27 protein-coding genes are annotated in these 26,678 nt (G+C 40.1%); 3 read left to right on the plus strand and 24 right to left on the minus strand.

Going from position 1 to position 26,678, the window contains the following annotated elements:
- Positions 1 to 23: 23 nt before the first annotated feature.
- The 12 genes from dcm to NQ541_RS06110 all read right to left on the minus strand — a co-directional run bounded on the left by dcm (position 24) and on the right by NQ541_RS06110 (position 14,355).
- Positions 24 to 1,514, minus strand: coding sequence for a DNA (cytosine-5-)-methyltransferase (gene dcm / locus NQ541_RS06055; RefSeq protein WP_005612461.1), 1,491 nt, complete (start codon positions 1,512 to 1,514; stop codon positions 24 to 26).
- A complete protein-coding gene (locus NQ541_RS06060; protein ID WP_005612459.1) occupies positions 1,504 to 2,439 on the minus strand; it encodes a PD-(D/E)XK motif protein in 936 nt (311 codons plus the stop codon). The genes dcm and NQ541_RS06060 overlap by 11 nt, the downstream gene beginning before the upstream one ends.
- Positions 2,414 to 3,256, minus strand: a complete 843-nt coding sequence (locus NQ541_RS06065; protein WP_005612457.1) for a DUF6339 family protein — start codon at positions 3,254 to 3,256, stop codon at positions 2,414 to 2,416. Before NQ541_RS06065 ends, NQ541_RS06060 begins: the two co-directional genes overlap by 26 nt.
- Positions 3,256 to 4,215 (minus strand): hypothetical protein, encoded by a 960-nt coding sequence (locus tag NQ541_RS06070; RefSeq protein ID WP_005612455.1) that lies wholly within the window; start codon positions 4,213 to 4,215, stop codon positions 3,256 to 3,258. The genes NQ541_RS06065 and NQ541_RS06070 overlap by 1 nt, the downstream gene beginning before the upstream one ends.
- 11 nt (positions 4,216 to 4,226) lie before the next feature.
- Complete coding sequence (locus NQ541_RS06075) at positions 4,227 to 6,329, minus strand: hypothetical protein (protein ID WP_005612453.1); 2,103 nt, start codon at positions 6,327 to 6,329, stop codon at positions 4,227 to 4,229.
- A 23-nt stretch (positions 6,330 to 6,352) separates the two neighbouring features.
- On the minus strand, positions 6,353 to 9,172 hold the full coding sequence (locus NQ541_RS06080) for a Z1 domain-containing protein (protein ID WP_044941024.1): 2,820 nt from the start codon (positions 9,170 to 9,172) through the stop codon (positions 6,353 to 6,355).
- A gap of 14 nt (positions 9,173 to 9,186) precedes the next feature.
- Complete coding sequence (locus tag NQ541_RS06085; RefSeq protein ID WP_005612449.1) at positions 9,187 to 10,365, minus strand: restriction endonuclease; 1,179 nt, start codon at positions 10,363 to 10,365, stop codon at positions 9,187 to 9,189.
- 1 nt (position 10,366) lies between these two features.
- Positions 10,367 to 10,780, minus strand: a complete 414-nt coding sequence (locus tag NQ541_RS06090; protein ID WP_044941022.1) for a very short patch repair endonuclease — start codon at positions 10,778 to 10,780, stop codon at positions 10,367 to 10,369.
- An 87-nt stretch (positions 10,781 to 10,867) separates the two neighbouring features.
- On the minus strand, positions 10,868 to 11,092 hold the full coding sequence (locus tag NQ541_RS06095) for a helix-turn-helix domain-containing protein (protein WP_005612445.1): 225 nt from the start codon (positions 11,090 to 11,092) through the stop codon (positions 10,868 to 10,870).
- The gene (locus tag NQ541_RS06100) at positions 11,089 to 12,906 is read right to left on the minus strand and encodes an SMC family protein (protein ID WP_207635045.1); all 1,818 of its coding nucleotides are present in this window, start codon (positions 12,904 to 12,906) and stop codon (positions 11,089 to 11,091) included. The genes NQ541_RS06095 and NQ541_RS06100 overlap by 4 nt, the downstream gene beginning before the upstream one ends.
- 14 nt (positions 12,907 to 12,920) lie before the next feature.
- Positions 12,921 to 13,355, minus strand: a complete 435-nt coding sequence (locus NQ541_RS06105) for an ABC-three component system middle component 2 (RefSeq protein ID WP_207635044.1) — start codon at positions 13,353 to 13,355, stop codon at positions 12,921 to 12,923.
- Positions 13,348 to 14,355 carry an ABC-three component system protein gene (locus tag NQ541_RS06110; RefSeq protein ID WP_207635043.1) on the minus strand — a complete coding sequence of 336 codons (1,008 nt, stop codon included), beginning with the start codon at positions 14,353 to 14,355 and terminating at the stop codon, positions 13,348 to 13,350. Before NQ541_RS06110 ends, NQ541_RS06105 begins: the two co-directional genes overlap by 8 nt.
- A 559-nt stretch (positions 14,356 to 14,914) precedes the next feature.
- Between NQ541_RS06110 and NQ541_RS06115 the strand changes: the two genes are divergently transcribed.
- Positions 14,915 to 15,517 (plus strand): hypothetical protein, encoded by a 603-nt coding sequence (locus NQ541_RS06115; RefSeq protein ID WP_005612434.1) that lies wholly within the window; start codon positions 14,915 to 14,917, stop codon positions 15,515 to 15,517.
- Between the two features lie 66 nt (positions 15,518 to 15,583).
- Here NQ541_RS06115 and NQ541_RS06120 read toward each other — a convergent pair whose 3' ends face one another.
- The 4 genes from NQ541_RS06120 to NQ541_RS06135 are packed head-to-tail and all read right to left on the minus strand — an operon-like array spanning position 15,584 to position 17,912.
- A complete protein-coding gene (locus NQ541_RS06120; RefSeq protein WP_005612431.1) occupies positions 15,584 to 15,859 on the minus strand; it encodes a hypothetical protein in 276 nt (91 codons plus the stop codon).
- Positions 15,852 to 16,808 (minus strand): ParB N-terminal domain-containing protein, encoded by a 957-nt coding sequence (locus NQ541_RS06125; protein ID WP_005612429.1) that lies wholly within the window; start codon positions 16,806 to 16,808, stop codon positions 15,852 to 15,854. Before NQ541_RS06125 ends, NQ541_RS06120 begins: the two co-directional genes overlap by 8 nt.
- The gene (locus tag NQ541_RS06130; RefSeq protein WP_005612426.1) at positions 16,798 to 17,583 is read right to left on the minus strand and encodes a ParA family protein; all 786 of its coding nucleotides are present in this window, start codon (positions 17,581 to 17,583) and stop codon (positions 16,798 to 16,800) included. The genes NQ541_RS06125 and NQ541_RS06130 overlap by 11 nt, the downstream gene beginning before the upstream one ends.
- A 2-nt stretch (positions 17,584 to 17,585) precedes the next feature.
- Positions 17,586 to 17,912: a SymE family type I addiction module toxin gene (locus NQ541_RS06135; protein WP_005612423.1), complete on the minus strand. Its 327-nt coding sequence runs from the start codon at positions 17,910 to 17,912 to the stop codon at positions 17,586 to 17,588.
- A 103-nt stretch (positions 17,913 to 18,015) separates the two neighbouring features.
- On the opposite strand from NQ541_RS06135, the gene NQ541_RS06140 reads away from it, so the two are divergent.
- On the plus strand, positions 18,016 to 18,228 hold the full coding sequence (locus NQ541_RS06140) for a hypothetical protein (protein ID WP_005612420.1): 213 nt from the start codon (positions 18,016 to 18,018) through the stop codon (positions 18,226 to 18,228).
- Positions 18,229 to 18,778: 550 nt separating this feature from the next.
- Here NQ541_RS06140 and NQ541_RS06145 read toward each other — a convergent pair.
- From NQ541_RS06145 to NQ541_RS06180, 8 genes are all read right to left on the minus strand, one after another.
- Positions 18,779 to 19,930, minus strand: coding sequence for a hypothetical protein (locus tag NQ541_RS06145; protein ID WP_005612417.1), 1,152 nt, complete (start codon positions 19,928 to 19,930; stop codon positions 18,779 to 18,781).
- Between the two features lie 59 nt (positions 19,931 to 19,989).
- A complete protein-coding gene (locus tag NQ541_RS06150; protein WP_005612414.1) occupies positions 19,990 to 21,270 on the minus strand; it encodes a tyrosine-type recombinase/integrase in 1,281 nt (426 codons plus the stop codon).
- Positions 21,270 to 21,479: a MerR family transcriptional regulator gene (locus NQ541_RS06155; RefSeq protein WP_044941017.1), complete on the minus strand. Its 210-nt coding sequence runs from the start codon at positions 21,477 to 21,479 to the stop codon at positions 21,270 to 21,272. The genes NQ541_RS06150 and NQ541_RS06155 overlap by 1 nt, the downstream gene beginning before the upstream one ends.
- Before the next feature lie 110 nt (positions 21,480 to 21,589).
- The gene (locus NQ541_RS06160; RefSeq protein WP_187115602.1) at positions 21,590 to 21,814 is read right to left on the minus strand and encodes an excisionase; all 225 of its coding nucleotides are present in this window, start codon (positions 21,812 to 21,814) and stop codon (positions 21,590 to 21,592) included.
- A gap of 51 nt (positions 21,815 to 21,865) precedes the next feature.
- Positions 21,866 to 22,786, minus strand: coding sequence for a phage major capsid protein (locus NQ541_RS06165; RefSeq protein WP_005612406.1), 921 nt, complete (start codon positions 22,784 to 22,786; stop codon positions 21,866 to 21,868).
- A gap of 18 nt (positions 22,787 to 22,804) precedes the next feature.
- Positions 22,805 to 23,044, minus strand: a complete 240-nt coding sequence (locus tag NQ541_RS06170; protein WP_005612402.1) for a hypothetical protein — start codon at positions 23,042 to 23,044, stop codon at positions 22,805 to 22,807.
- Positions 23,045 to 23,061: 17 nt separating this feature from the next.
- Positions 23,062 to 25,371 carry a phage/plasmid primase, P4 family gene (locus NQ541_RS06175; RefSeq protein ID WP_005612401.1) on the minus strand — a complete coding sequence of 770 codons (2,310 nt, stop codon included), beginning with the start codon at positions 25,369 to 25,371 and terminating at the stop codon, positions 23,062 to 23,064.
- A gap of 36 nt (positions 25,372 to 25,407) precedes the next feature.
- On the minus strand, positions 25,408 to 25,584 hold the full coding sequence (locus NQ541_RS06180; RefSeq protein ID WP_044941013.1) for an excisionase family DNA-binding protein: 177 nt from the start codon (positions 25,582 to 25,584) through the stop codon (positions 25,408 to 25,410).
- A 141-nt stretch (positions 25,585 to 25,725) separates the two neighbouring features.
- Here NQ541_RS06180 and NQ541_RS06185 point away from each other — a divergent pair, with 141 nt between their 5' ends.
- Positions 25,726 to 26,604 carry a hypothetical protein gene (locus NQ541_RS06185; RefSeq protein WP_005612399.1) on the plus strand — a complete coding sequence of 293 codons (879 nt, stop codon included), beginning with the start codon at positions 25,726 to 25,728 and terminating at the stop codon, positions 26,602 to 26,604.
- Positions 26,605 to 26,678 lie beyond the last annotated feature (74 nt).

The raw sequence follows: 26,678 nt of genomic DNA on the forward strand, positions 1-26,678 counted from the left end.
TAAGTCGCTACTTTTATTTAGTGTTAACGATGATTTATACAATATTTTCCTCGTGAAATACGCATTAATACACCTTTTTTAGTCAAGACGGACAAAAGAACGTTAGTACTATCATGGGTAATATTAAGTAAGTTTTGAACATCAGCATTTCGAATTATTCCTTTTCTTTCGGCTAGTTCAATCACTTTTTCTTCCTGACTGTATGGAGGTAGACTTACATCTTTTCTGTTCTTAGTATATCTTGTGGTTTTGCCACGAGATACTCGTAATAATTCACCTGATTCTACAAAACTTTTCAGCAACGCTCCTGCTTGTGGCGGATTCAGATCAAGAACCTCCATAACATCACGTTTGGTAAAGAATACATTATTCTCAGCCATAGCGTGAATAATATCTGATTGCTGTTCTTCCAGCAGTTCAAAACACTCAAGCATAAATTCAGCCATTGACCTAATAACTGGGATAGAAACTGAGTTACCAAACTGTTTGTACTTCTGACCGTTCGTTGTATCTTCCGGGAAAGCGAAACTATCCACCCCGTTTTCATCTACGAATCCATAGCCTATAAATCCCTGCAGTCTTCCCCATTCATTTGGAGTCATTACCCGGATTCCTTCAGAGTTAAGGACAGTCTTCTTGCCAGCGACCTTCTTCCCAGAAACACCCGGTTTCGGCTGATAAATTAAATTTCGCTCCTTCCCTGAACCGCCAGTTGCAAGAATTGTATATGCAATCGGATGGTCTTCATTACTTTTATTCACAACACAATATCCGAATCCATATCCATTTTTTTTCTGCCTTGCCTTATGTCGCTTTAATGTTTCTAAATAACCCTCAGCCATGTAGTATTTATCATCTACATTTGTGTCCAGAACTTCTGTCACATCCCTGAAGATAGTCTCATCTCTACTTATTGGTAACTGTGCGTTGAGAAGCTTAATGGCATTTCCGTATATTTTTTTACTGAATGCCATAATATATACCCTTGGCCTATTTTGAGGGAGCCCGAATTCCCGTGTATTTCTTACGAGAGTAGCTCTACTGTAACTGTAATTTCCATTTTCGTCTAAAGTAACACCTATTACCCTATATTCCAATTCTTCCTCTAAGGTCTTTATTATTGTCTCTATGGTATTGCCTTTGTCGTGAGAAACCAAGTTTTCTACATTTTCAAGAAACACTGCCCTCGGGTTCGTCCGAGAAATGATGTCCGCTATATCAAAAAATATAGTCCCCCTCGTTGTATCCCTGAACCCCAATTGCTTTCCGACCCTACTGAAGGCTTGGCATGGAAATCCAGCAAGTAATACGTCATATTCTGTGTTTACAACCTCATTTTTGAAATCTTCTGAGGTTAAATCATTTGTAGGATCCTCTCCGAAAAGATGCTTATATGTTAAGGCTGCATATGGATCTATTTCGGCCGATAATACATTTTCAAATAAGCCAGTCATCTCGAAACCGCGACGAATCCCTCCGATTCCGGCACATAAATCTATGGTCTTATATATCATGATTTTCCCCTTGCAACAGCGAAATCGGAGTCAGCCCCGATAGATCCACTGTATAGTTTATTTTTGTAATCCCCGTAGGCATAACTCCACCGACAAATGAAGCTGGTGTTATGGTCGGAAAACTATCATCTATTATGTAAAGAAGCATTTCATGCAGAATAAAATTTTTTTTGCGTGCACTCATTCCTGCCTCAAAACCCTTTTTCTCCAATTTTTGATTAAGAAGAGCCGTGTTATAACCGATTGAGTCAAACTCTGAAATAATGCTGTCAATCGATTTTCCAGACATAACGGTTGGTTCAAAGCAACACAAAACTAAAACCAACGGCTTCCCGTTCGGAAACAATTGAAATTGGCTGCTTATTGTCACTTCACGCTTCTCTCTGTTAATACTCGATTTTACCTCAATAAATCTTGTAGAAGTTTCTATGTCATATGTTGCCCCATCCGGACCGTTCCACTCACTTTCTTCACCTCTGTCTACAACATATTTCAGAACACATAATTCCCCCAGAACATCATAGATTCTGTCATCAATATTTCTGTTACCAAGAAGTTCCTTCCATTCTTTCCACCACATTACGGGCGATGCTTCTATAAGTATTCTGTGAATACCATTCTCTCCAGGATCTACCAACGCTTCACAAAGAGACGCAAAAGGAGTCTTTATATCAACAGAATCCGTCGTCAATAAAATAACTCTTTTTACCTCTCCTGTCAGAACTCTTATTTCTGTGCTTCGAATTCGGGCATTTGCAAAACTCTCATTAATCTCTTCCCTCCCACTATAAGGTATGGCAACTCCATATGAATCATCCAGTTTTACTGTCCAAGCTGGATAATCAGTATGCTTCAAGAGAGAGATATTCTGCGCATATCCTAAAATGTCAGTATCCCAATTATTCAATATCGCTTCCTTCATCATCGTGGACTGACACCTCCTTATCGTATACCTCATCAAACAGCATTTTAGAATATTGTGTTTCACCGCCGTCTGTCAAAGCAGGTTCTAAGGAAACGCATTTTGCCAGATTAAGTTTAGCTGCAGCTCGGAATGTTTTATCCCTTTGTTCCGGCAGCATTGAAAATGCATATAACATACATCGAAAAAGTTGCTCCCTATATCCTCTGCCTGGTCTTTCTATGAAATGGCTTATTATATTAGTTCCGTTATTCTTCAAAACTTCGTAAGTGCTTTTGGAATCCCCTTGCCATCCTAAATGGATGTACCACCACAGTGTCTTCAACCAAATCCTTCTTGTATGTGAGTAAAACCTCTTCTTTTTTAATCTTACACTATCTTTTTCCGTCTTTACACCTATCGCATAGGAAAGATTCGGTATGTACTCACTTATTATTCTTACATCATCCCTTTGATTCGGATATCTGATAAATGTAATGTCAGGCATCACAATCACAGAAATATATCTCCATATATCATCATCATTCGCTTCTATAACAGTAAAATCGTCCAGAGGATTCAGGAGCTCATATAATCTGATTCCCACCTTCAAATCTAAATTATAGTCAATACGGTTTCCACTCTCAGCAAGTACTGTCTTGAATGTCTCAACAACACCGTCTCTGATTAACTTGTACTCTATCCCGTAATTGTCTACAGGAACATCAAACATCGCCCAATGCCTTATTTGGTCGCTGAACTCCGTATCACTCATATAATCATATGCTTCAATTTTATTCTTAGCATCATTGAATGAAAGTTTATATCTGTTGAAATCCATCACTCGCGTTCCTCCCGAAGCTTCATCCTTATATTCTTTTGCAAGCTTTTCAAAAGCTTTTCGGAAGACTCCCAATGCAATTCTTCATAACAGTCTTCTATAAACTGATGAAGAATACTACATATGGAATTATTTGCAAGTCCTATGTTTTGCTTCGTAGCTTTTAAATCTTCATCACTCAGCCTTTGAAATATCAACAAATAAGTCTGCGCCAAAATGTCAACCATCATATCAAAATTTTTAATCGAGTCCCCGTTCTCATTTGTTGATGGAGCTGGGCACCCATCATAGTACGGATTCAAATACAGACATAAACTGTCTTTTGAAAACATGTCTACGGTTTTTGGATCTTCCCACTGTGAAAATTCAACCCACCATAAAGGTTCATTTTCAGATTTGTATTCTTCAATTGGGAACTCCATATATAAGCTATTGAAATCTAAGACTATATGTTCAATTTCTCCTACCGAGACACCATCTTCATTAATCAAATCTGCTTCGTCTTCCTGAACAATACCCGCTTTTTTCTTGATATAAAATATGATGCTGAGTTCCATGTCTCCCGATATATACCCTGGCTTGAAGGTATGATAAAACTTGCATACCCTTCCCTGACTTGTAATCACATCTGAAGTCGGAAGAATATATCCTGTCTGTGTCAGCTTTTTATTCACCCAGATAATACAGATGCCTAAATCAGCATCCCTACAAGCAATTCCTGTCTTTCCTTTCAGAAGATTTGGATAAGCCACTCGAACTGTCTTTTCAAAGATTAATCCTTCCGTCTCTATCTTCCAGATATCCAACGGATCAGACAGTTTTATCGTGGCAGTTCCCTTCTGTTGCAGTCCGAATATCTTATCTTGATAAGAATATGTAAATCTGTATTTATCAACGTTTATCCCACTTGCTTCCGACATTTCAGGAGTTAGTGTCGGATAAAACAACATACCTTCCATAATATTCCTCCTCACTCAATCCTGAATGTATACTGATATTTTTTATCATATGCACGAATCCTTATTTTTCCATTTATCTCAGGATTGATGAGATGTGGAGAAATCTGGATCTGGGTAAAAATATCATCACCATTTTCAGAGATTATTGCTACTGTAATTTCCTCTGCTTCAACAGAAACGTTATCTGAATCACAGTTTTGTTTAATTTCTATAGGGTAATCCGAAACAGACGTTCTCACCGTATCAATAAAACAGTTGGTGACTCTTACCGGAAATTCTGTTCCTATATCATCTTTCCAAGATTTCGCATCTATCCATCCCGCCTCAGAAGCAATCATTAAAGACACGGCTGCATTCTTCTTTCCGTGCATCATCTTCAGGATAAAATCCATCTCTACTTCATTTCCACGTATAACTTGGGATGTAATCTGAAAACTGATATTTGTTATTTTTGTTCCTGTTCCGCCTCCACCACCAGTGCCACCGGAAGGTTTCTTCTTTCCATATCCGATTCTGGGAAGCAAATTTTTCCCCAGCCGGTTCGAAAGTTTACTTGCTGTAGCGTCTACATTTACTATTGAACTCTTTTTTATATGGCCAATGATTGCGTTAATAGTATTTCTCTGTATTCTCTGCACTATCTGCATTTTAACAGGATCAATCCAGGCCATATGATCAGAAGCTTCGCAATCACGCAAATATTCTCCTAGCGTCTTTCCCGCATACTCTGGAACTCCTAAATCACTTTTGATTCTTTTTTCAGTAGTCGGTACATAGAAAGCAAACAGGAAATCTTCCGGACTTTCGGGTGGTGGTACATTCTTCACCCAGGCACCAGTAATTGCATAATCAATTACCATTCCCGGGTCTCTTGCAAACATTACGATAGGTTCATTTAATCCTCCGTCAGCTTCAAACTTTCCGATATAATCATATGGGCTGAGCACATTTTCTGTACCATTCAACTCTGTCTGCGAAATCCTGGCTATTGCTACATAACCCGAAACCATTCCGCTTTCAAAGTACGACCTGATATTCACCGGAAGAATTGTTATGTTGTCAAATTCATCACTTGTATATTCATGGTCATATGACTTTGCCAATGCGCAAGTATATAAATCTTGTGTCAATCTGAAAAATGGCAACATATCTTGTTTGCTGATTGGAACATTATCAACTGAAACAAGAAGCCATTTGTTTTTACAGAACACAGGCAACTCTCTGTTATGAATTTTGGGTGCATACCATTTTTGAATTGCAAGCCGTAAATAAGAAGATACTGATGATGCCCAATTGTTTACAAAATGTTCCCTCACATCTTCTCTTATCTCTGCTTCTACCGGAATAATTCCGTCAAGTAATTCCTTGATTTTTATATACGGAATAACTATTGATGTTCCTGTCTCTTTTTCTTTAAAAGGCTTAATACCGAATACGTCAAGCACAGAGTTTATATGCTCATCGTCATTTAATGGGAGCAGATCTTCTCCGTTACGTATTCCCCACCACGCTTTACCTGCAGACAAAGGCTCTATAGCGTTTAATAACGTGCAGTCATTACCATACTGATCAACACGACTTTCATCCTCAACAAGTGTAATGATCAGCCTGTTTTCGTAGTTGCTTTCATCGACCTTTATGCGGCTATAGAAGATAACTATCCCTATTCCGACACGATAGTAAACACTTTTTCCAAAGCCCCAATTTCCTCCAGCATTCGATATAATTTGTCTTTTCCCTGTATCAAAAATCAGTTTAAAGAAATTACCGTGGTCATCCTTTTTAATCTCCGCTTTTCGTATGCTACCAGTCAATCCTGAAGTTTTTGTATCTCTTATTTCGAGATAGTCTGCTTCCTGATCCGGATATCGACCATTTAATATATCTTCTATTCCATACAATAACGAATTAAATCGTGCGGGTACAAACTTACCAGATTGAAAATTCACCGCATAGGACTTACCCTCTTCCATCAGAGCCGCGTCAGAACTGTTTTGGATTGCTTCTCTGACAAGCAAATCCAATTCTGGCACATTGTCATTCTGAAGAGACTTCAATGTCACACTTCCGTATGATACTCCGTAATCAGTTCTCAGAATCTCTCTGTCCAACATACTGCTTCTCCTTAGTTACAAGTTTATTCAGGTTGTCTAACATGTACTGTTTTTATATAGTCTGATCCTGTCTCCTGACCGGAAACCACAATACTGAACCCGATAATATCCTGATTGGTTTCTATGCGAGATCTGTATTTAGAATCTTTTCCTTTATTCTTGTCGATACGATATAAAAGTAACAATGGCCTATCTTCCAAACCAAGTTCATATCTGAGACGTATAAGGTTTTTTCCATTTTTCTTTCCAGTCTCAAACACAATTCTCTTATCCGAAGTAAGTTCACTGACACATATGTCGCTTAAAATGTCTCTGCCGGATCTCAATGATCCGATATCGATATAATTTTCCTGTTTTTTCTTTTTTGAACGTTCAATTTTTCCGACATCCGCCCCTGATATCTCCCATCTATCAGGAGATTTCTTATCGCCAGCAACAGCAATATTCCATTTAAGGTATTTTCCTTCTCGGTTCATTTGTCTTAACCAGTCCACAAAAATCGGGATATCCACATGTAAAGGAGAACAATCAAAGATTGTGTACTTTTCGATAAATTCAGAAATAACTTTCTCTGAGTCTGTCTCGAACCATACATATGCTGAATCAATTGCATCCGATTTTTTTGCTTCACCCAACGACTGAAGAAATTCCTCTGTAATTCTGATATTCTCATTTAACTTGTCATCATTATTGTCAAACTGGGTCACCTCATAACTGTCACCACTAAAGTCAACATCACATGCAATCATGTTTTGTGATTTATTTTTAGATGTCAGTACAAATCTGGCAATTTTTGATGAGCTCATGATTCTCGGGCCAAACAAAGAAGGACTCTTTCCCTTCTTCATAAAATCTTCAAATTCTTCCTTCAGCTTCTCATCAATCTCTTCAATCAGCTCAAATTTTTGTTGAACCAATACCGGCATCCAAATTCTTTGTAGTAATTCATAGCCATGCCTATACCCAAACCATCTGGCCATCTGCATTAAAGTGTCTGCCTGATTAACATTTCTTGCAAAATAAGTACAAACAAGTCCTTCCAATGTCAACCCACGAGATAGTGTATTGCCTCCCATAACAATGAACACAGGAGCCTTTGTCATATATGATAGTTCTTCCCCTGTCGGATATACAATACGAAGGTATCTCCCTTCTTCAGTCACTCTATTTGCCCTACAATTATCAACACACAAATGTATTCCGTTTTCATGATATATCAGTTCCTTTTCCTTACCCATCTCGATATTCACAATATCGTTGAGCATCGCCGATATATCCGATTTAAAAGAATCAAAATCGGGAAATTCATCACATACGTTTTGTAGTTTGGAATACTTCGAGTATCCTTCCTCCAAGTCAGCAAGTCTAAACTCATCCCTTTCCGTGTAATATACCTGCTCGCAGAGAGATAGTATTTTCCCGGTTGAGCGTTCCCGTAATAACCAATTTTTCAATGTATCATATTCTTCAAAATGCCCATTCTGTATAGAAGTTGTATGAATCAACATACTGATAGGTTTTTTATGCCCTCTGTTACGAAGTATGGCTGCAGCACATAAAAACCACGCCACCGATTTCTGAAACTCGTCAGGTAAAGTAAATGCTTGCCCCTTATGAAGCTGCTTAATTTCATTCATCTCCGAAGACGGTATTGTCCGTATAATGTTCAGTCCCGAATAATCTTCATCTGTCTTGCTCCCCCAAATTACCTTAGGTCCGAAATATTCGTTAGATTCCGGCAAGCTGCATATGAAATTACTCGGATACAACGACTCTTTATATGCTTCATTTAATACATTCGCATAAGGAGTTGCCGTAAAACTGATATAATTTACAGCTTGAAATACCGCCGGTGAAAGATTTCCATCCTTATCACAGCCTTTTACAAGATCAATAATTAATTGGTTTACGGTTGTTCTCTCAATTTCTTCCTCATCTTGCGGATTACCCATTTTAACAGTGTTTATGCTTGCCTGATCAGCCTCATCATCAATAATTACTATTCTCATCCTTGCAGCCTTTGCAGGATCCGAGTGTAGCCACGTAATAAGATTCTGAAGTCTTCTTGAATTTTTCAGGCAAACAAATACATATCTGTACATCCACTGATTATTTGTCCTTCCGGACTGATAGATATTGAGTTTTAAATCCTCCGTCAGATATTTTTCCTTAGACTGTACATCAATCATATAATCTGAATTACTTGTATAATCTAATACTCTCCAACTTACACCTCCGCTCTGTGTAAGATCAGACATAAATCGATTTCGGGTCTGCTTCCGCAGATTATCAATCGTTCCTGACAACACAATAAAAATATTCCAATCATAATGTGCTGCCATTGTTACCAGTCCAATCATATTGGCTGTTTTTCCAGACTGAACGCTGCCCATCACCAGCCCTTTTACAGGACCGATACTTCTTGTATCACGTTCAAGATGATTCAACATCCAATGGCAATTGTTTTCAAGCATGTCAACAGCTTCCCCTGACATTTTTGGCTTTCCAGTATATCTGCCGAGAAGGTGTTCTTTATACTTGACCCATGCTGACCCGGAATCCGTAGGTACTGTTAAATTATTGGTTTCACCATCGGATATTCCGTAAATTTCTGTAATTTGTGTATAACTTCCTCTTATGGCTTCAACAAAAGTTTTCCAATCATCAAAATCCATATTCTGTGGAATAATCAATTCTTCATTCTGAAGTCTGTCGAATTCGTCTTCTTCGCATCCTTCCGAAACGCAAAGATTTGAGACATCATCCCACGTGGATCCATTTTGAATCATTTTAGCTGCCCATTGCTTGCATTTAATATATTCAGCACCAGCAAAATCTTTCATATAATCTCCATCCTTTATTCGTCTTTTGGAAAAGTCTTTACTAACCACTCTTGGATCTCGTCCTTAGTTTTTATCCCGGAGTCATATAGTATTCTCAAAATATCCATACCTGAAATAATAACGATCGGATGACCGTCCTCTTTTATTTCTTGATACGCCTGTAATGCCACAAACGATGTAGTCACCAGAATCCCGAACTGTCTATGACGGAGTCGCGATATTAATCTTGACACCTCTTTTACCCCGATGCCATCATTAGAAGAATAGCGTTTTGCTTCAAGTGCAAACTCAACATCTACTCCATCACACTGCCGTCCGATTCTATACAATCCGATAGCATCTCTCCCACCATCCCTTACAAATCGGGTATGTTTCAAAGAATGTATATTAGAATCCATCAATTGAACGATCTTCATTGCACATTTTTCAAATTCATATGGATTATCAAAATAATCATAAATAGATTGTAACTTCTGCTTATCGTCATCCTTAAAAGGCATCTGTTGATCTTGGGTACGATAATTTAAGACAGAATCACTTGCATATAGTGGTGTATAAACACCTTTGTCTATCCATTTTTTCCATTCTTTTGGTGCAAAGTCACTCTGATATCCGTTACCCGATAGCAAATCTTCCAACCATCCTCTGGAAACAGATGCAACATCCAAAATGGTAAATACTGCTTTATAATTTTGATATCGTTCTCCATTCTTCATCCGCCAAATAGCAACCAGCAACTCTTCAAGTTTAAATTTATCACTTCCGGGAACCAGCAAGCCAAGAAAGCGCCGATTGCGCCCTTCTTCACTTTCGAAATAAAAGAACGGAGGTATTTCCTGTCTTCGATTATCTTGCAACATCTCAAATACATCCCTAAGAACTTTATTTCCTCCTCTTTTAGAGTCATGCAGTTCTCTGCCAGGCTCCCTATTATCGCCGTAATACTGAATTATTCCTGATTCATAATCAATGTTATCAAGCCAATCAGGATGTTTATTTGTCGATTCAAGAACAATATAAGCGGCTTTGCCCTTTTGATTCCTTATATTCACGGGGCGGAATCCGCCTTGTGTTCCTACAGACATCAGTTTACTTAGTACATCACCATTAAGATTAGTAGCCCCATTTGACTCGTATACTGCATCAACAAACAGGTCTGCTGTCTTTAATTTCTCAAACGCTATTCTTTGCATATCATCTGTTCCTTATTGTTTTTTCAATTATGTCAGCACATTCGCTAACATTCTTCTTAATATCTTTTCCCCAAAAGCGAAGTACTATCCAGCCCTCATTTTGCAGTCCTTCCGTTACCTCAATATCTCTTTGGATATTCCTTTCAATTTTCGGAATCCAAAATTCTCTTCGCGTATGAATATCATTTTTTCTGTTTTCCCAATCATACCCATGCCAAAACTCACTATCACAAAAAACAGCCACACGTTTCCCTATAAAGGCAATATCAGGATGACCCAAAACGGATTTCACATTCTTTCGATACCGGATTCCTCGTTTCCACAATTCTCTTCTGAGAAGCAGCTCGATATCAGAGTCCTTATTCCTTATAGCCTGCATGTTTTTATGTCGCTGTTCAGCCGTATGCCTGTCCACATTTACACACCTCTTTAAGTCAGTCCTAATGTTCCTCAATAATATAGTTGCATGCAATATGTCCCATAAAACGAACTTAGTCTATTTTCAACTATTCTCTTCCTCAGTTTCATTTGGAACTATCTCGACGATATCGGATATATCACAATTCAGAGCTTCACAAATCTTCACTAAAACATCCGTAGTTACATTTGCACCTTTCCCGAGTTTTGCAAGTGAAGCAGAGCTTATCTTTGCTTTCTTTGCAAACTCAGTTTTTTTCATCTCTCTCTCGACGAGCATTACCCATAATTTTTTATACGATAATTTCATACTTTCTCCTTCGGGAGATCCTTTCTCCAACTTGGCATAAAGCCATAAACATGTCCATTCTTCTCATCTTTATGATACGTAATTACATTGATTCCTTTCGCAGCAAAATCTATATCAGGTATGACGTTCAAGTTATCTACAATGATTACCTGACCATCCCCTTGATGGTTAATAAAATATTGATATAAGCCATTTTTGATCGTTTCTCCTTCAAATCCATCTTCATTTTCATCAAATCCCAGAAGCGGTGTATCGATCATCAAAATTCCCGGTTTAATATATACGCCATCCCTGTTGAAATAGTCGTAAAGCATTAAGGCCACTACAGAATTCAAGAATGAACGATATCCCTTTCCCTGATCTTCTGATTTTGGAACCCCGTCCATGAGGATATCAAATCTCTTGAAATCCCAGCTCGCATAACCAACCGACCGATAGTTGCATTCTTTAAGAATACTGTTAAGCAACAAATCAAAGCTGTTTCCGACTTCTTCATGAAATTCATCTTTTGCGTGATAAAGCGGAGGATTTTTCTGCTTCTGTAATTCGGATATTTTCTTCTTGCCTAATACTTCAAGCTGTTCATTTACAAAACTAATGCCATTCTGTATTGTTGTGTAATCACGAAAGCGTTCAAGGCCTGTTCGATAGTTCTGAATCTCACGATTCTTTTCATCCAGAACTCTATTAACCTCATTTCTGCGAATATGAAGTTCTTCAATGCTTCGCTTGATTTCTTCCTGCTCTTCTCTGACGTTTTTCTCTGTTGCAGCAATGACGGTCAGTTCTGAAGCAATCCGTCTTATCTCTGCGTTGATAGCTTCAACATAACTATCATCTTCTTCTGCATGAATTTCTCCACCACAGAACGGACATACCCCATTAGCTGGCAATCCTTTAACAACTTTTTCCCCTTTTGAAATAAAATCCAGTCTCTGTAAATCCGCTTTATACTGGCTGATTAGCGTTTCATATCTATCAAGAAGCACCTTGCAATTTGCATCTTCCTGTTGATATTCTGCCATCTGTCTAACTATCGCTGCATTTTCTTCAATAAGATCGTTTATTTCCTGTTGTACGTCCTGAATATGATCTGTAAGATCCCGCATCTCTTTTTCGATATCCATACCAGTCAGCTCTTCCAATTGCATAATATATCTGACACGTTTTTGAGTAAGGGAACCGACCTGTTCCTCAATATAATCTAATACTCCTTGTTTTCTGGCATTGGCCACTTCCTTTTTCGGTATCTCCGCAATGCCTTCCTTATAGTCTCCAGTAAGCAAAAAGTATAAAGATGCAATCAAAGGTGTCTCGTATCTGGAATCCTCAATTACAATAGAATCTGATTTGTCTATTTCATTCTCATCCGCGAAGAACACGCTTGCTATATTTGTCCAGGAAATCCTCTCACGCGCATATCTGGCATTAGATGGAACTTTTATGGTTTCATCCAAGCCGATAATTCGGAGCCACAAATCATTCAAATACTTCTGCCCTTCTTTTTTATAATTAGTAGCATACTCTCCGTCTAAAATCTCTTCGTTATCAGCAATGACCATCACCGTCTCTTCATCAAGTTTACGAGATATCTTAATGCGTCCATAACGTTTCGTCATGAACACCCCTTCAATATCTGTATAGCCTGTCAATGGCGAATATGGTCTTGTGTCAGAGCTAAAAAGATAATAAATACATTTAAGTATCCACGTCTTTCCAGTGTTTGATCTACCCTGGATGATATTAAGCCCATCGGTAAACTCAACTATACCTTCAATCTTTCCAGCTCCAGATACACGTAATTTTTCAATCATGAAAGCCTGCATCCTCAGCCCTCCTTTGACTCCGTCGATCTATCACTTATATATTGCAGAATTCCGTCATCGGCATAATTTGCAAATCTTCTACAAACAATCTTTGCCCCAACCACATAAGAACGTGCATATGGTGATTGGATTCCTTTGACGACTTCCTTACCACGGTCACTAATGCTATAAACAAAGCCCTGATCTGTGTTTGCAACGTTGACGAAACTATTTCTAACCGAGAGCTTTATTGCCTCAGTTATTTTCCTCTGCTTATTTGCAAATTCTGAAAAACCGAACTTATTGTCTCCATGAAGATTCTTATCAAGCACCTTGCACTTTTTTCCATAGATACAGATGAAATCCAAAGCCGCTATTCTATCCGCATTTGCAGGCACATTCATAGTGTCAATTAAGAGCAAGATTCTCAGCATATTTTCAAATATCGTATTAAACACCCCATTCCTCATACGGATCCACCCACGATACCATCGTCTTGTCATTCACAAGAATATGAATAATACCAAGCCTTTCCAAATTTCCTATAAGATTTTTGATCAACATGAGTTTAGACTTCGTCAGCTGAACATCTGATATTTTCTTCAAGACCTCTATCAAGCGGCGATAGCCATTATCGTAATCATCATAATATGTAGTCTGAATGCCGCCGAAAGCATCCTCCTTCAAAATATCGAACTGATTTTCTCCATCTTCGTATACTTCGCTGATTGACCTCTGGATACTTTCTGCACTCAGGTACGCCTTGCGCTGGTCATAAAAGTTTTTCTGATATTTTTGGGGGAGTGATGGTATATCGTCTACAGTCAATTCATCACGGGACAGCACTTCTGCATAAGCACCACACAGAGCGGAAATATATCCAGATTCAAAGTCATAAATCTGAGCATCGCTCAACCGAATCGGCAGTTCTATAACATCACCATCTATATAAAGCTTCCCGTCCTCACAATAGATCCTGTCCCCAGCTAGATTCTTTATACTTGGCTTCAAATCATGTATGGTGAGCCTGATCTCGACATCATGAATACCCTTTGCGAGACCATGAAACATCTGATTCAGAATATCCTGTACTGCAGAACCCACTTCGTCAATTTCTACATCAATGCCTTTATTCGCAAGGAATGTTTGAAGGTGCTCTTTATCAGCATCATATAAATTATCAATTTCTTCAGCAAAATCCTGCCCATCATATCTGCTGCATATTAAACCAGCTTTTGCTTTTGAAATAAACCTTGTCCCTCCATAGATTTGATCCAGCATGTTTATAGATATTCCACTGGCCAACGGATTAAACTTTTTCTCTTTTTCCATTTGAACTTCTTCATCGGTCATGGGTTCTCGGAGTGTATCGCCAACTAAAGCGACTACGAAATTCCCACCCCTTCCAGTCGGATCCATGTATGTTTTAAGTTCACTCACAATCTCATGAAGAAACACTACCGCTCAACCTCCCTTTTGACCTTTTTTGTCAAACCGCTGTCATCAGTGGCGAGATTCTAAAAATTCTATTCTTGTACAATGAAAGAAATCAGTCTTAACCGACAAAAAACTCTTTTGATATTATACCACTGATTTAAGCGTTTTTCAATGTATTTCAAGTTATCGCTAACATTTAATCTGCGAACGTAAAGATTTATTTTAGCAAGAATCAGCCGTGACAACATCAGACTTCAAATGTTGCGCAACTCATGGAACTTAGGGCTTGAGCCATAATATCCTGCAAAATGTTTTAATGAACTCTAAAGCATCGAAGCTGATTAACATTGAGAATTTGTCCAGGACATGACACTAAACTGCTCCTTCACATTCAGCTGCCGGACGCGGCATCTTCTTAGAACTGCAATGTGATGAACCTATTAACCGCATCAGGGGCTAAGAAGCCTGGTTGCTTATTTTACGGAACGGAGACGTGCCATGAATAAGACAATCGATGCTTATCTGAATTTCATATCGAAACCTTCGTTCCGCTTTCAGCGGGCACAGGAGGCCGCACGATATGGAAATCAATGTAAATGTACCGACAAATACTGATAATCAGCAGTCAACTAATGACAACCACAACTACGACAACCGTCGCAGTTACAACAATTTCCCTCTTCTTGATGGAGAATGTCTTGTACCGATCCGTGTGGACTGGGAAATGGTCAAGCACTTCAATATGTGCAGAGATAACCTCGAGACCTGGCATATCGGACCTAATAAAGTCCTGGTAGCCTTTGCACCAGTGGCAATTGAATCCAAAGCTGCTGCCATCAAGAATTTCTATCGTGACGTAAGAGAATATTTTGCATCCTTCCACACTGACGATACACTTTCTTTGGATCAGTTTCTGGAAGAAGCCGAATCAGAAGATAGTAAAGGGTTCGAACTCGCATCATCTGAGAATCCGGAGGAAAACGTGATGCTCCGCATAATCATCCGCGACCTGATCAAACAGGTACATAATATCAACCCGAAATATGGACGCATCCTGGATCTTATCTGCAAGGATTTCACAAAAGGCGAGATTCTTGCAGAACTGAACCTTTGCAAATCTCAGGGATATGCAGACATCAAAGCTGCACAGACACTCGCAAGAAAGCTTTATTTCGAAAATTAAAAATTTATGCCTTAACCAAACAGCAGCGGTATCCTCATCTCGAAGATACCGCTGCCGATTTTTATGTTATACGCACTTTCTCACTTCCAGCTGGAACTTATCATGTTCCTTGATACTTCTTACCGCCTGATTCAGTGTATTCGCCTTTCCATGCTGATGATACGGACATCTGAAAAAGTGCTTATGAAATATGATAAGAGACTGTTCTTCCGGATATTCTGTACAGTGCAGATACCAATAATGACCGGTATTCCTGCTCTGAAGCGTGATATCCTTATTATCAAGCAAAATAATGTTAAAATACTTCGCATCAATCTTCTTAAGACTGATTTCATCAAACATCCACATTCTCCTTTCCAAACCATGCAGCCAGTGCCTGCTCCACAATACTATCAACGGTATTTGGATCCATTCCCTCAAAGTACTTCTCCACGATTCGTGCCGGAACCTTATAGCATTTCTTTTTTATCGGATTCTTACTCAGATATCTTTTAATCTTTGCTTCTGTAAGAGAACCAGAATGACTGCGAAGATTTGCTACCATCTCCGATGTGATTTTCGTCTTTTCCTCATTCATCACACGAAAAACCATATCCTGCTCTTCTTCCGGGAGAAATGCCAGCTGCAAAGCAACCTTTGTATAAAGTGCTCCTCTGTCTACCATATCTTTAAATGGCTTGATGAGGTCATTCAGCTTCAGCAATCTCCCAACCGAGCTACCAGATAATTCATATTCCTTACCAATGGTATCTCTGGTTTTCAGCCTGTGGTCACCGTGACCACGAGTGACTTCAACCTCTTTTCCCTCCAAACGAGCAATCTCTTCAATAATGTCATTTCTTCTTCCCTGACAGGATTCCTTCTCGTATCTCGCCTTCAGTACTGCTGCCTTCTCTGATATCAGCAGATCGGAAAATGATCTCTGCATCAGATTTGTCTCAATCACATATACATAAGCCTCTTCCTCTGACAGATCTGTTTTCACGATTGCCGGTATTTCCTTCAATCCAACAAGCTTAGCTGCATTCATCCGATTATGTCCGGAAAGCATTTCATATCCGCCGTCAATCTCCTGCACAATTACCGGATTAAGAATTCCATGCTCCCTTACACTGGCAACCATGTCTTCCAAACGATCTCCTTCGTACAGATGAAATGGATGATCATGGAAAGGCCGGATTTTCTTTATCGGAAGCATCTGCAATCCGCCAGCTGCCGTTTTTTCCTCGATATCATCCATTAACAGGTCCACTGCGTCACCAAATACTTTTCTTCTATTATTAGCCTTCATAATCGATCAACTCCTTTGCAAATTTTCTATAGGCGATTCCTGCTGATGCCTTTTTGCTGTACAAAGCAATCGGCATGGAATAATAAATGCTCTCTCCAACCTTTACGGTAGATGGAATCCTATTCTTAAATATTTTAATCTGTCCCTGGAAGCTTCCGGTCACTTCTTCGGTTAATACCTTACAGAGAGTCGTTCTTCCATCACACATCGTAAGCAAAATGCCAGCAATCGTTAATTTCGGATTGATGCGTTTCTTGATCTTACCGACTGTTCTCAGAAAATCCTGCAATCCCATCATCGCCAGGAGCTGCGGATTCACAGTAATGATCACCTCATCTGCTACCGCCAACGCATTGACAGTGAGCATCCCAAGGGAAGGCACCGTATCCACCAGCACATAATCATATCTGTCTCTGATTGGCGCCAATACCTCCGCAAGCATCCGCTCTGCTCCCATTTCTGTTCTAAGCTTCGCCTCCACAGCAGATAGATAAATAGAAGAAGGAATAAAATCCACTCCATCCTTGCTCTGAATATAATGCTCCAGCTCTTCCGGTTCCTCTTCCTCGATCTGTGCCATCAGCAGATGACCAATCGTATATTCCAGGTCCTTTGTATTCTCAATGCCATAACAGGTGCTGAGATTTGCCTGACTGTCGAGATCAATGGCAAGAACCTTCTTTCCCATACTGCAAAGAGAATAGGCCAGATTCAGCGTGGTCGTGGTTTTACCCACGCCACCCTTCTGTGATCCGATTACAATAACCTTACTCATAATTACCGCTCCTCCTTCTCTGCCATATACTGTGCCTTTTTCTCAGCTACAAACTGCGCATACAGCTCTTCCTTTTCTCTTTGGAATCGCTTCCGCAACTTCTTAGTTTCCTTTTCCATAAAATCAGCCTTCATCTGCTCCAGCTCTGCTCTTTCAGTATCCGGCGTAATCACCAGCTTCCCATTCTCACAGCTGACGGAAATATAATCTCCGATCGCAAATCCCATCTCTTCCAGCCACTGGCCCTTCAGGATAATTGTTGGTGTCGCTTTATAATTTCTTCCATTCTGGGAATATACCTTCATACTTCTGTTTTTCTGATTCTTCATAAGCTCTGTCTCCTTTTTAATTTGGAATTTTACATGGTCTCATGTACCTTTTTGTGTTATACTCTTCTTAGATCTGCAACAACACATAGTCGGAGGAAATACCATGAGTGAAGAAAAAACCACCCATTCAAAGCTTTCAGAAGCTCGCAGACGAGCAAATAAGAAATACAATGATCGATTCGTTGAAATAAAAGTTCGTGTAACCCCAGAGAAACGCTCCATCATTAAGGAACACGCTGAAGCTATGGGAGAAAGTGCAACTGCCTTTATCAACCGAGCCATCGACGAAGCTATGAAACGGGATCTTTCCGAGTAGCGACATATAGCGGTATATTCGCATTTCGCTTCCGGAAAACAAAAAAATCCGGTGACGTATGGATACAATTCCACACATCACCGGACGATTTTTATCCTCATAAATTTTCTCATGAGCAATCTCCAATGTGTACTTTTCTACATAAATAATATCATGTACAAGGCTTCCCATTTGATAATTTTTGTCTCATTTTTTACACATTTCAAATGGTCTAAACCTGGTCTAAGCTCAGCCTTTCCCCTTTATCAAACAGCCGAAAAATCCAGTAAAATCAAGCGTTCCAAGCACTTCATTAAGTCATTTCCAGTATATTGCCGTGGCAGATGAAAAGTACTTTAATCATAGTTTTGTTTCTCCTTGATTTGTCCCGGAATGCCCCGTTTTGCAAGGGTTTCCGGGGTTATTGTGATATGCTCTGAAATTACAGATTGTGGCAAATCAGAGCAAGATTGAGCAAGTTGTTACTACCTGTTAGTAGTAAAATTGGTAGTAAAAGGGAAAGGGTTACTACTAAGGATTTTTAGTATACAGCAAAAAGCATTCAATATAACTAATAGATTCGCAACTTCTTTCCGTTTGACCACAGGTCTTCTTCTTTCAAAATCTGTTCATAATATTCATCATACTCATTTTCAGATGCCAAAATCATCCACTCAACAGTATAATTAACATCATCCATCATATTAAAAACCACACCTATTGCCGTAGCTAATTTGAACTTATATTTAAATAATCTTAAAATAAAATCCAAAAAATCCTTTTCTTCAGTAAGCGAATACCCAGTAATATATAAATAGCCAACTGCATTACCTGTATCAATCAAAAAATGATGTATTGCTTTTTCTTCCTTCAAACAATGCTCTATACAAATTTGCCAACGCAAAATAAAATCATGAACTGTATTTCGATTTAACTTCAACAAATATTTCAAAGTTTCTCTATACTCATCTTTGCTATATAATTTACCATCTAGCAAGCGTTCCTGAAAGTTTTTTACAATAAATCTAAATCCTTCAATCGCATTCTGATCAATGTTTTTATTGCCATTTGTCAAAGCCTTATAGTAATCTATCATACCTTCTTCATTTTCAATTCTTGCTATAGTTGTCATTTCATCATTAACATGATTTATGAAAAACTCCGGGAATTCACCATCAAAAAAACTTGTCCGCAGCTCAAGGTAATAAACAATATCATACGGAATCGCAATACTATCTAACATCCTCACGAAATCATTCATGCTAAAAACATTGATTCGCAGAGCATTATTCTGAGATGATACATGCACCTGCTTATAATCATTATCATCTGAATCGAAAATAATAACTGGCATTATTTGCTTTGTGGACACTAAAGTTATTTTTTCACCAGAAAAACTTTCCACCTCAATTTCACCCAGATTTCTTATCATATCAATAGTATCTTTAATCTGGCTTACCGCTTTTTTATACACTTTCTTATGTAACCAGTCTTGGGCCGTACTTCCATCCTTTTCTTTTATTTGAAAAATTACATACGCGTCTTGAAATTCTACCAATCCATCACAAAGTTCTTTTTTCTGTTTTCCGTCATATACATATAGATTTTTATAAACAAATTCTTTAAAAAAATAATCAATTAAAACATTCGTACATTGCAATTCAGAACCAGTCAATATACCATCTCCTAATAATAAAACTCCTTTTATTATACCCTCAATCATGATTTTTTTCCACAAAAATAACGCCCCAGCCTAAGCCAGAGCGTCATCCTTCTTTCATATTAAACTACCTTGAACATTTTCTGTGACATTGGTTTTTCCTTCTTCTGCTCAACCTCCGCCTGTGCCTTCCTGAATTCTTCCATCCTCTTCAATTCTTCCTCTGCATCATCGAATCCAATATGCGTGTACACATTCATTGTGACCGATATATCCGAATGCCCCATGAGGTACTGCAGTGTCTTGGGATTCATTCCCGATTTTGCCATATTCGAACAATAGGTGTGTCTGCATACATGAGGTGTAATGTTTGGTATCTGCACCCGGTAAATATCATTGTACCTGCCGACCATATGGTTGAATCGGTGTTGCCAATGCATTGCAACAAGGGGCATTCCATTATCATCATAAAATAGGAATCCACTATATCCGTCTATGGATTTCTCCACTTTCGGTGCATTTCTGTCCTCGATGATTGCCTGAAACATCTGTGCCACATCCTCTGTAATCGGCAATACTCTTGTTCCGGCATCCGTCTTTGTAGTTTCTATGATGTATCGCATATCCGATGTTCTCTGCAATTGGTGGTCGATATTTACAGTTCTGTTCTCAAGATCAATGTCCTTTAGTGTCAGTCCACAAAATTCCGATATTCGCATTCCCGTATGAAAAAGTATGTACACCACTTCATAGTATTTGCAGTACACTACATCGTCATGCACAAACTTTAGGAACTTTCTCATCTGGTCTTTGGAAATTGCCTCTCTTGTGACTGCGTCATTTACCAATACTCCGGCAAGCTGAAATCCGAATGGATTCTTTACCAGAATGTCATCATCCACCGCCATCTGAAAGGCTGGTCGCAGCACTCCACGGATGGTATGAATGGAACTGTAGCTTTTGCCATCTTCCTGCTGCAATTTGATAAGAAACAGCTTTGCATCGGATGTTTTCACACTTCGTATCGTCTTTTTGCCAAATGTTTCCTTTGCAAGTAATCTCTGTACTGTAACATATCCCTGTTTTGTGCTTTGCCTTACTCCTGTCTTTGTTTTCAAATATCGCTCTACCAGTTCACAGACAGTCATCTGTCCGTCTACGATATTCACAAGCAAATCTAAATCTGTGTTTACCTGTTTTTCCAACTCACGAAGGGAAAGGCATGGTTTCTTGCCCTTTGGAAGTTTGTCTGTAGGCTCCAGTTTCCAACTATATACAAAATGTGGTTTTCCATCAATATGATATTTATATTGATATTTTCCATCTGCTCTTACACTCTCTCCCGGTCTTAATACTCTACGCTTGGAGTCCCGCCTTGTCTGTCCTCTTCCTACCTTTGCCATTATACCCGCCTCCTTAGTTCTGGATGGTTACGCAGATACCTTTCAAAGGCTACACGAAGAATCAGCTTGCGTTCTCCGTAGTATGCCAGAAAATCTTCTCCATCCGTATTATTCAATAAATCATAAAATTTTCTCCGGCTCAGAACAAAATATTCAATTGCCTCAGAAGGATTCAAAATATCCTTTTCTGCTAAACTTGGTCTTGCCATAAAAGTGCTTCCTTTCTGCCAAAAGTGGCTGTTTTCACAGGTTTTCGAGGTCATACTATATATCACTCTGAACGCTGATAATATCAACTACTTTCGGCAGACAAACGGAATTATATCTCCGAAGAAGCACTGATAAATTTTTCAAACTGCGGGCGGATAATCAGATACCTGTTTCCGCTGAATACCGCAAATCTTCCTCTGTTATCTTCTGCCAGTCTACGCATTTTCTTTGTCCCGATATTAAAATACGATGCTGCTTCTTTGATTGTCAGTGTGTACTTTTCACTCACAGGGACAAGTGTATTTTCCGTAGTATCATGTTTTTCTATTACCATGTGCAATCCTCCTTCCATACGGGGCTGCAGTATTTCCACAGCCCCAACTGCTTAGTCTGCTGCCATCTGAAGCACCTTGACGGCATCCTTACGGATCAGTTTTCCATCCAGATACTCATATCCCAGATACCCTACCTGTCCACGCATGGCAAACTTTTCTTTCAGTGTGCGGATAGTCAGTGGGAAACGCTGAACAAGCCAGTAATTGCTGAAATCTCCAAATGCGATTACTTTCTGTCCCTTTCCGATAGACGGCATGGAATCAACAATCTGCACAGGTTTTGAGAAAATCGTTTCATCACTTTCCTTCCACAGATAGTTTCCGGCTGAATCTTTGAGGGTACGGAGTGTCAGAGCCGTTTCGTCATTCATAAGCCATGTACCATGTTTACGGGATTTCTTATCCACGGATAGATACAGTTTGATGATCTCATCATAGCTGATAGCAGAATCACACTCTGCCGTCACGCCCGTTTCTGCTCCGTCAGTGGCGTGCAGAATACCTGTCGGCTGATTTTCCCCTGTTCCGTTGATAAACGCCTGTTCCTCGCTTGTGCCAAAACAACGTGCCATTTTCCCGATTACATAATCCTCTATGGCAAAGGACTGGTCAGAAGCGAACTCTAATCCAAGTCTGACAAGCTCGGACAATCGGTATGCCTGTACTTCAAATCTCTGAAAATCGTCCTCGTTATCCATGCCCTCCAGATTGACCATATCGCCCCATTCAGCCTGACCTTCACAGTCAAATGTCCAAAGACGGCTGTCACTTCTGGTCGCATTCACAATGGTTGCCAGCTGACGGACTGCACTTTCTTTCTGTAGTACTGCCGTATATTTTTTATTTGATTCTCCGGGCAGATGGTACGCATTTGTCTTGCTTTCACGGTTGTTATAAAGGTTGTCCGTAACTGCCTGTTTTCCTCTCATTTCGTTCCAAAAATCGTTATAATAAGCTGTACTGTTAATCATAATAAACCTCCTGAAAAATTATTTTTGTGTCATATAACCACTCTGTCTGCAATAATCCACTGCTTCAGAATAGGACAGATAAAACATCTCCAATGAGCCGTCAACCACACGGTAATAAGGCGGGTCACAGGATTCGCTTGCCATAATAATGACCGGGCATCTGTCCCTTAAATTGATGACATTCACACATCTGTACTTGTCTGTTGAAAAATCCGATGGTTCAAACCGCATCGGTGGTGCTGCTTTCTGTTTTCCCATGTATACCTCCTTTTTTCTCAGCAGAGGAAATCTCTGCACAAGAGCCGATATCCTGTTAAAAGTGTGGTTTTTTCTCCACCATTCCTCGGACGCTTGCGGACTACCGTACCGATTGTACGAAGTGCCTGGTTAAAATTCCGGCTGTTCTCCGCAAAATATCCATTGTCATTGCACCAGTTGCGGTATGCCTGATACACTGCCGATGTCCGGCATTCCGCATCCTTCTCCTGTTCCAGAAATTCCTCCACAAAAAGTTCCATCTTATCGCTGTCATGCTGATAGGACATTGTGGCATCTTTTACTGCTTTTGGCTGGGCAAATCCTTCCTCTTGTAAAAGGGTATATCCTTCAATCAGCCAGTTTAAGATGGCACTTGCTGCCTCCGGCCTGGAAAATTCTGCTTTCAGATTCTGTTCCTGCTCCCATTCCTCAAAATGTCTGTCAAAGAGAATGATCACGATACGTCCGCTCGAAAACAGTGTCATATCCGTAATAGCCGGAAGATAATTTGCATTTACATACAACTTGAACTGTGGTTTAAAATCAAAACTGTTTTCATGCAGGAATCTGGCATTCAATGTATCATTTCCCGTCATGCTTTTGATCTGTGCTTCATTCAGCACCAATCCCCGCCTTGGCTCTGAGATATTGGCGAACCGCACTCCGGCAAGACGTGCAATATCCTCTGTTGGGTTCTGGCTGTTGGCAGACGGTTTTGCAGCAATCGTTTCCGGTCGGACAGTCAAACCGTAATCTCCCATCACATGAAGTGTGCTTTCCATCAGAGTCCCTTTCCCATTTCTGGTGGTTGCACCGTAGTAGAAAAACATACATTCATAGCGTGTATCACCTGTCAGACCATAACCAAGGCTTTTCTGCATGAACCTTGCTTTCTCCGTATCCCCACTCATCACCTCTGAAACAAATCTGGTAAAACGTGGATTCTTTGCATTCGGATCATAGGCCGCCCCTGCAATCTTGGTCAGCTTGTCCTGTGGTGTATGCGGATGGAACTCTCCCGTCTGCAGATCCAGTGTTCCGTTCTGACAGTTCAGGTAATAAACATTGCGGTCAAACTCAGACATTGCAATCGGATACACGCTCTGGGCATCACTGATATACGTGTTACGGTAATTCCGGCTCTGCCATTTCGCAGAATATTCCAGATAGTCCTTTCTTATACGTTCATCAGTAATTGTCAGGGCATATCTGACCAGACTGTCCGCAAGGGATTTTGCAAGTTCCATTGTTTTCAATCCGCCAATGTCCGGAATCCACCGGGTTCCGTCATACACATACCACTTTTTCCTTTCCGGCACATACCTTGCGATATCTTTATACACATCCGCAAACAACCTGCCTGAGCCGTTGTCATTCCACGGGTATCTGCTGTTATCCGACACATTCAGTTCTATCAGCTTCTGCAGCATATCATCAAAATCACTCTCTGCTGATGTCCTTGCATAAGGTCTGTAGAAATCCAGTGCCTGTGCCACTGCCTTTTCCATCGTCAATGCGCCGTAGGTTGAGCCACTCTGCACACGGTCCCACTTGCTCCGCATCAATCCCGATTTTCGGAACAGTCTGTCCATCTGCCCTGTGTCACCGCCACACCAGAATGCAAGGATACTTGCAAGCGACATATCCGCATCGCTGTGGGATTTTCCTTCCGGAATTTCTCCATTCCACAAGGCTTTGAACTTTTCGCCCTGTCTGGAATCCGATGCCAAGCGGACCACGGAATCATCGGACAGATAACTGCCGGGAATATCCTGTACATCGTTCTTTTTCTTAGAAATCGGACGGAGCATATAAATTTCCAGTATTTCCCCAATTTCAGTGCTTCGCTCCTCAACACCACGGTTGCGGATCACATTTCCTGTCAGAGTACAGAATTTCTTTGTTACACCTGCTGCATAGATTTCCAGACCAAGTTTCTGATTATTGATGTAATATCTGCCCGTATCATAAGACAGGGAAGATGCCTTACATACTATGCGGACTCCCGTGCCGGAGGGGCTGAATTCTGTATAGGAGTCCATTCTCTCCACGATGTCTTCTGCCATCTGTGTCATCTTTCCACCAAACACGCAGTGGTCGATATCTACCATGCAGAAATCATCAAATGCACCCATACCGATTCCGTCATAACCATCCATTGCACTGACTGCCAATCGAAAATCCGAAAAGGTATTTTTATCGGCACTGCTCGCTTTTCTGCCATTTGTCTGATACGGCACTTTTGTCATGCGTCCGTTTCTTTCTTCATATTTCCACAGACAGAACCGTCCGTCTTTTTTCAACTGTTCCGGAAGTTTCTCATACATTCTGTGCTCCTCCTTCCCCGCTTATTTTCTGACGTATCATTTCTCCGTGGCTCTTGCCGATAACCACACCTTAAATTCAGAAACAGGAACCAATACCCGCTTGCCTACACGGACGATTGGAAAATCCGCTTTTCTGGTCAGTGCATACGCTTTGCTCAGGCTGATTCCCATCTGCATTGCCATTTCCTGTATGCTCATCGTAACTTTATCCATAGCCATCCTCCTCTCTGCATTCCAAACATGAATTGCTCTTGTTTTCTATCACAGTATACTTTATAATATTACCAAAGGCTATTTTCTATTGGTAAGAGCTCGTGCCGAAAGAAGTTCTATCGGTAAGAATGGAGGTAGAATATGAACGAAGATTTCAGTTTGGGGAAAATAAGTGCGGATGCACGGCTGACCGCAACCTTCAAATGCTATGAAAAGACAGAACAGAATGGAAAAATCGTAATCACCGCCTGTCTGGGCAAGGGCGATGTTCCGAAACTCAACCGTGGATACGGCTTGGACGGAAATGAGCTCTGGCTTTCTCTGAATAACCTGTACCAGAGTATCCGTGGAAAAGATGACTACACTGCTGCCGATGATATCATTTCTTGGTGTCAGCAGTACGCACACCCCTACTATGCCTCTGAGGACATCGAAGAATATCGTTGGGATATTGAAAAGGATACGGAATACTGGGATTTTTCCACTAACATTCATGGTAATTTCACTTTTGATGTTCACACCATGCGGAAAGATCTCGAAAGCCTGTACCGGGATACCCTTGTCATCCTGATGTTCAAAAAATGTCTGGAACGGCTTGACGTTTCCACGGATCTTGCGCAGATCACATGGACGAATGAATTTGCAGATTTTAATTCGTTTCCTATGCAGAAACATCTCGGTAAAATATCAGCTTACCTAAATAAAATGAGTGGCGTAACCATGAAGTTGGGACTGGATGAAAATGGAGAATTGAAGGTCATGCCGGATTTCCATTCTGTTTTTGATGCTGCCCGATTCGCTCTGTCGCAATATGTATCTATCCCTACAGATTACCCCATTGCTTATGCCGACCGTGTGGGCGTTGCCACCTGTGAGTGTTGCGGCCGTCTGTTCATCAAAAACGGGAACCGCCAGAAATACTGTGACAATCCAGAATGTAAAAAAGAACGAAACCGTAGAAAATCCCGCACTGCTTATCGCAGAAAGATACAGGAAGAAAATGATAACCGCTGGGCGTGACCACGGCTGTTTTCACACTGGGGCAAGATGTGGCAAGTAATATAGGTATTTTCTATATAGGCTCTATAAGAATA

It is taken from the genome of [Ruminococcus] lactaris ATCC 29176, assembly GCF_025152405.1.
Taxonomy (GTDB): Bacteria; Bacillota; Clostridia; order Lachnospirales; family Lachnospiraceae; genus Mediterraneibacter; species Mediterraneibacter lactaris.

What these genes read in the sequence shown, in the direction of transcription:
- dcm (WP_005612461.1), bottom strand. Translation starts at nt 1,514, where the DNA reads ATGATATATAAGACCATAGATTTATGTGCCGGAATCGGAGGGATTCGT.
- NQ541_RS06060 (WP_005612459.1), bottom strand. Translation starts at nt 2,439, where the DNA reads ATGATGAAGGAAGCGATATTGAATAATTGGGATACTGACATTTTAGGA.
- NQ541_RS06065 (WP_005612457.1), bottom strand. Translation starts at nt 3,256, where the DNA reads ATGGATTTCAACAGATATAAACTTTCATTCAATGATGCTAAGAATAAA.
- NQ541_RS06070 (WP_005612455.1), bottom strand. Translation starts at nt 4,215, where the DNA reads ATGGAAGGTATGTTGTTTTATCCGACACTAACTCCTGAAATGTCGGAA.
- NQ541_RS06075 (WP_005612453.1), bottom strand. Translation starts at nt 6,329, where the DNA reads ATGTTGGACAGAGAGATTCTGAGAACTGATTACGGAGTATCATACGGA.
- NQ541_RS06080 (WP_044941024.1), bottom strand. Translation starts at nt 9,172, where the DNA reads ATGAAAGATTTTGCTGGTGCTGAATATATTAAATGCAAGCAATGGGCA.
- NQ541_RS06085 (WP_005612449.1), bottom strand. Translation starts at nt 10,365, where the DNA reads ATGCAAAGAATAGCGTTTGAGAAATTAAAGACAGCAGACCTGTTTGTT.
- NQ541_RS06095 (WP_005612445.1), bottom strand. Translation starts at nt 11,092, where the DNA reads ATGAAATTATCGTATAAAAAATTATGGGTAATGCTCGTCGAGAGAGAG.
- NQ541_RS06100 (WP_207635045.1), bottom strand. Translation starts at nt 12,906, where the DNA reads ATGATTGAAAAATTACGTGTATCTGGAGCTGGAAAGATTGAAGGTATA.
- NQ541_RS06115 (WP_005612434.1), top strand. Translation starts at nt 14,915, where the DNA reads ATGGAAATCAATGTAAATGTACCGACAAATACTGATAATCAGCAGTCA.
- NQ541_RS06120 (WP_005612431.1), bottom strand. Translation starts at nt 15,859, where the DNA reads ATGTTTGATGAAATCAGTCTTAAGAAGATTGATGCGAAGTATTTTAAC.
- NQ541_RS06125 (WP_005612429.1), bottom strand. Translation starts at nt 16,808, where the DNA reads ATGAAGGCTAATAATAGAAGAAAAGTATTTGGTGACGCAGTGGACCTG.
- NQ541_RS06130 (WP_005612426.1), bottom strand. Translation starts at nt 17,583, where the DNA reads ATGAGTAAGGTTATTGTAATCGGATCACAGAAGGGTGGCGTGGGTAAA.
- NQ541_RS06135 (WP_005612423.1), bottom strand. Translation starts at nt 17,912, where the DNA reads ATGAAGAATCAGAAAAACAGAAGTATGAAGGTATATTCCCAGAATGGA.
- NQ541_RS06140 (WP_005612420.1), top strand. Translation starts at nt 18,016, where the DNA reads ATGAGTGAAGAAAAAACCACCCATTCAAAGCTTTCAGAAGCTCGCAGA.
- NQ541_RS06145 (WP_005612417.1), bottom strand. Translation starts at nt 19,930, where the DNA reads ATGATTGAGGGTATAATAAAAGGAGTTTTATTATTAGGAGATGGTATA.
- NQ541_RS06150 (WP_005612414.1), bottom strand. Translation starts at nt 21,270, where the DNA reads ATGGCAAAGGTAGGAAGAGGACAGACAAGGCGGGACTCCAAGCGTAGA.
- NQ541_RS06155 (WP_044941017.1), bottom strand. Translation starts at nt 21,479, where the DNA reads ATGGCAAGACCAAGTTTAGCAGAAAAGGATATTTTGAATCCTTCTGAG.
- NQ541_RS06160 (WP_187115602.1), bottom strand. Translation starts at nt 21,814, where the DNA reads ATGGTAATAGAAAAACATGATACTACGGAAAATACACTTGTCCCTGTG.
- NQ541_RS06165 (WP_005612406.1), bottom strand. Translation starts at nt 22,786, where the DNA reads ATGATTAACAGTACAGCTTATTATAACGATTTTTGGAACGAAATGAGA.
- NQ541_RS06170 (WP_005612402.1), bottom strand. Translation starts at nt 23,044, where the DNA reads ATGGGAAAACAGAAAGCAGCACCACCGATGCGGTTTGAACCATCGGAT.
- NQ541_RS06175 (WP_005612401.1), bottom strand. Translation starts at nt 25,371, where the DNA reads ATGTATGAGAAACTTCCGGAACAGTTGAAAAAAGACGGACGGTTCTGT.
- NQ541_RS06180 (WP_044941013.1), bottom strand. Translation starts at nt 25,584, where the DNA reads ATGGATAAAGTTACGATGAGCATACAGGAAATGGCAATGCAGATGGGA.
- NQ541_RS06185 (WP_005612399.1), top strand. Translation starts at nt 25,726, where the DNA reads ATGAACGAAGATTTCAGTTTGGGGAAAATAAGTGCGGATGCACGGCTG.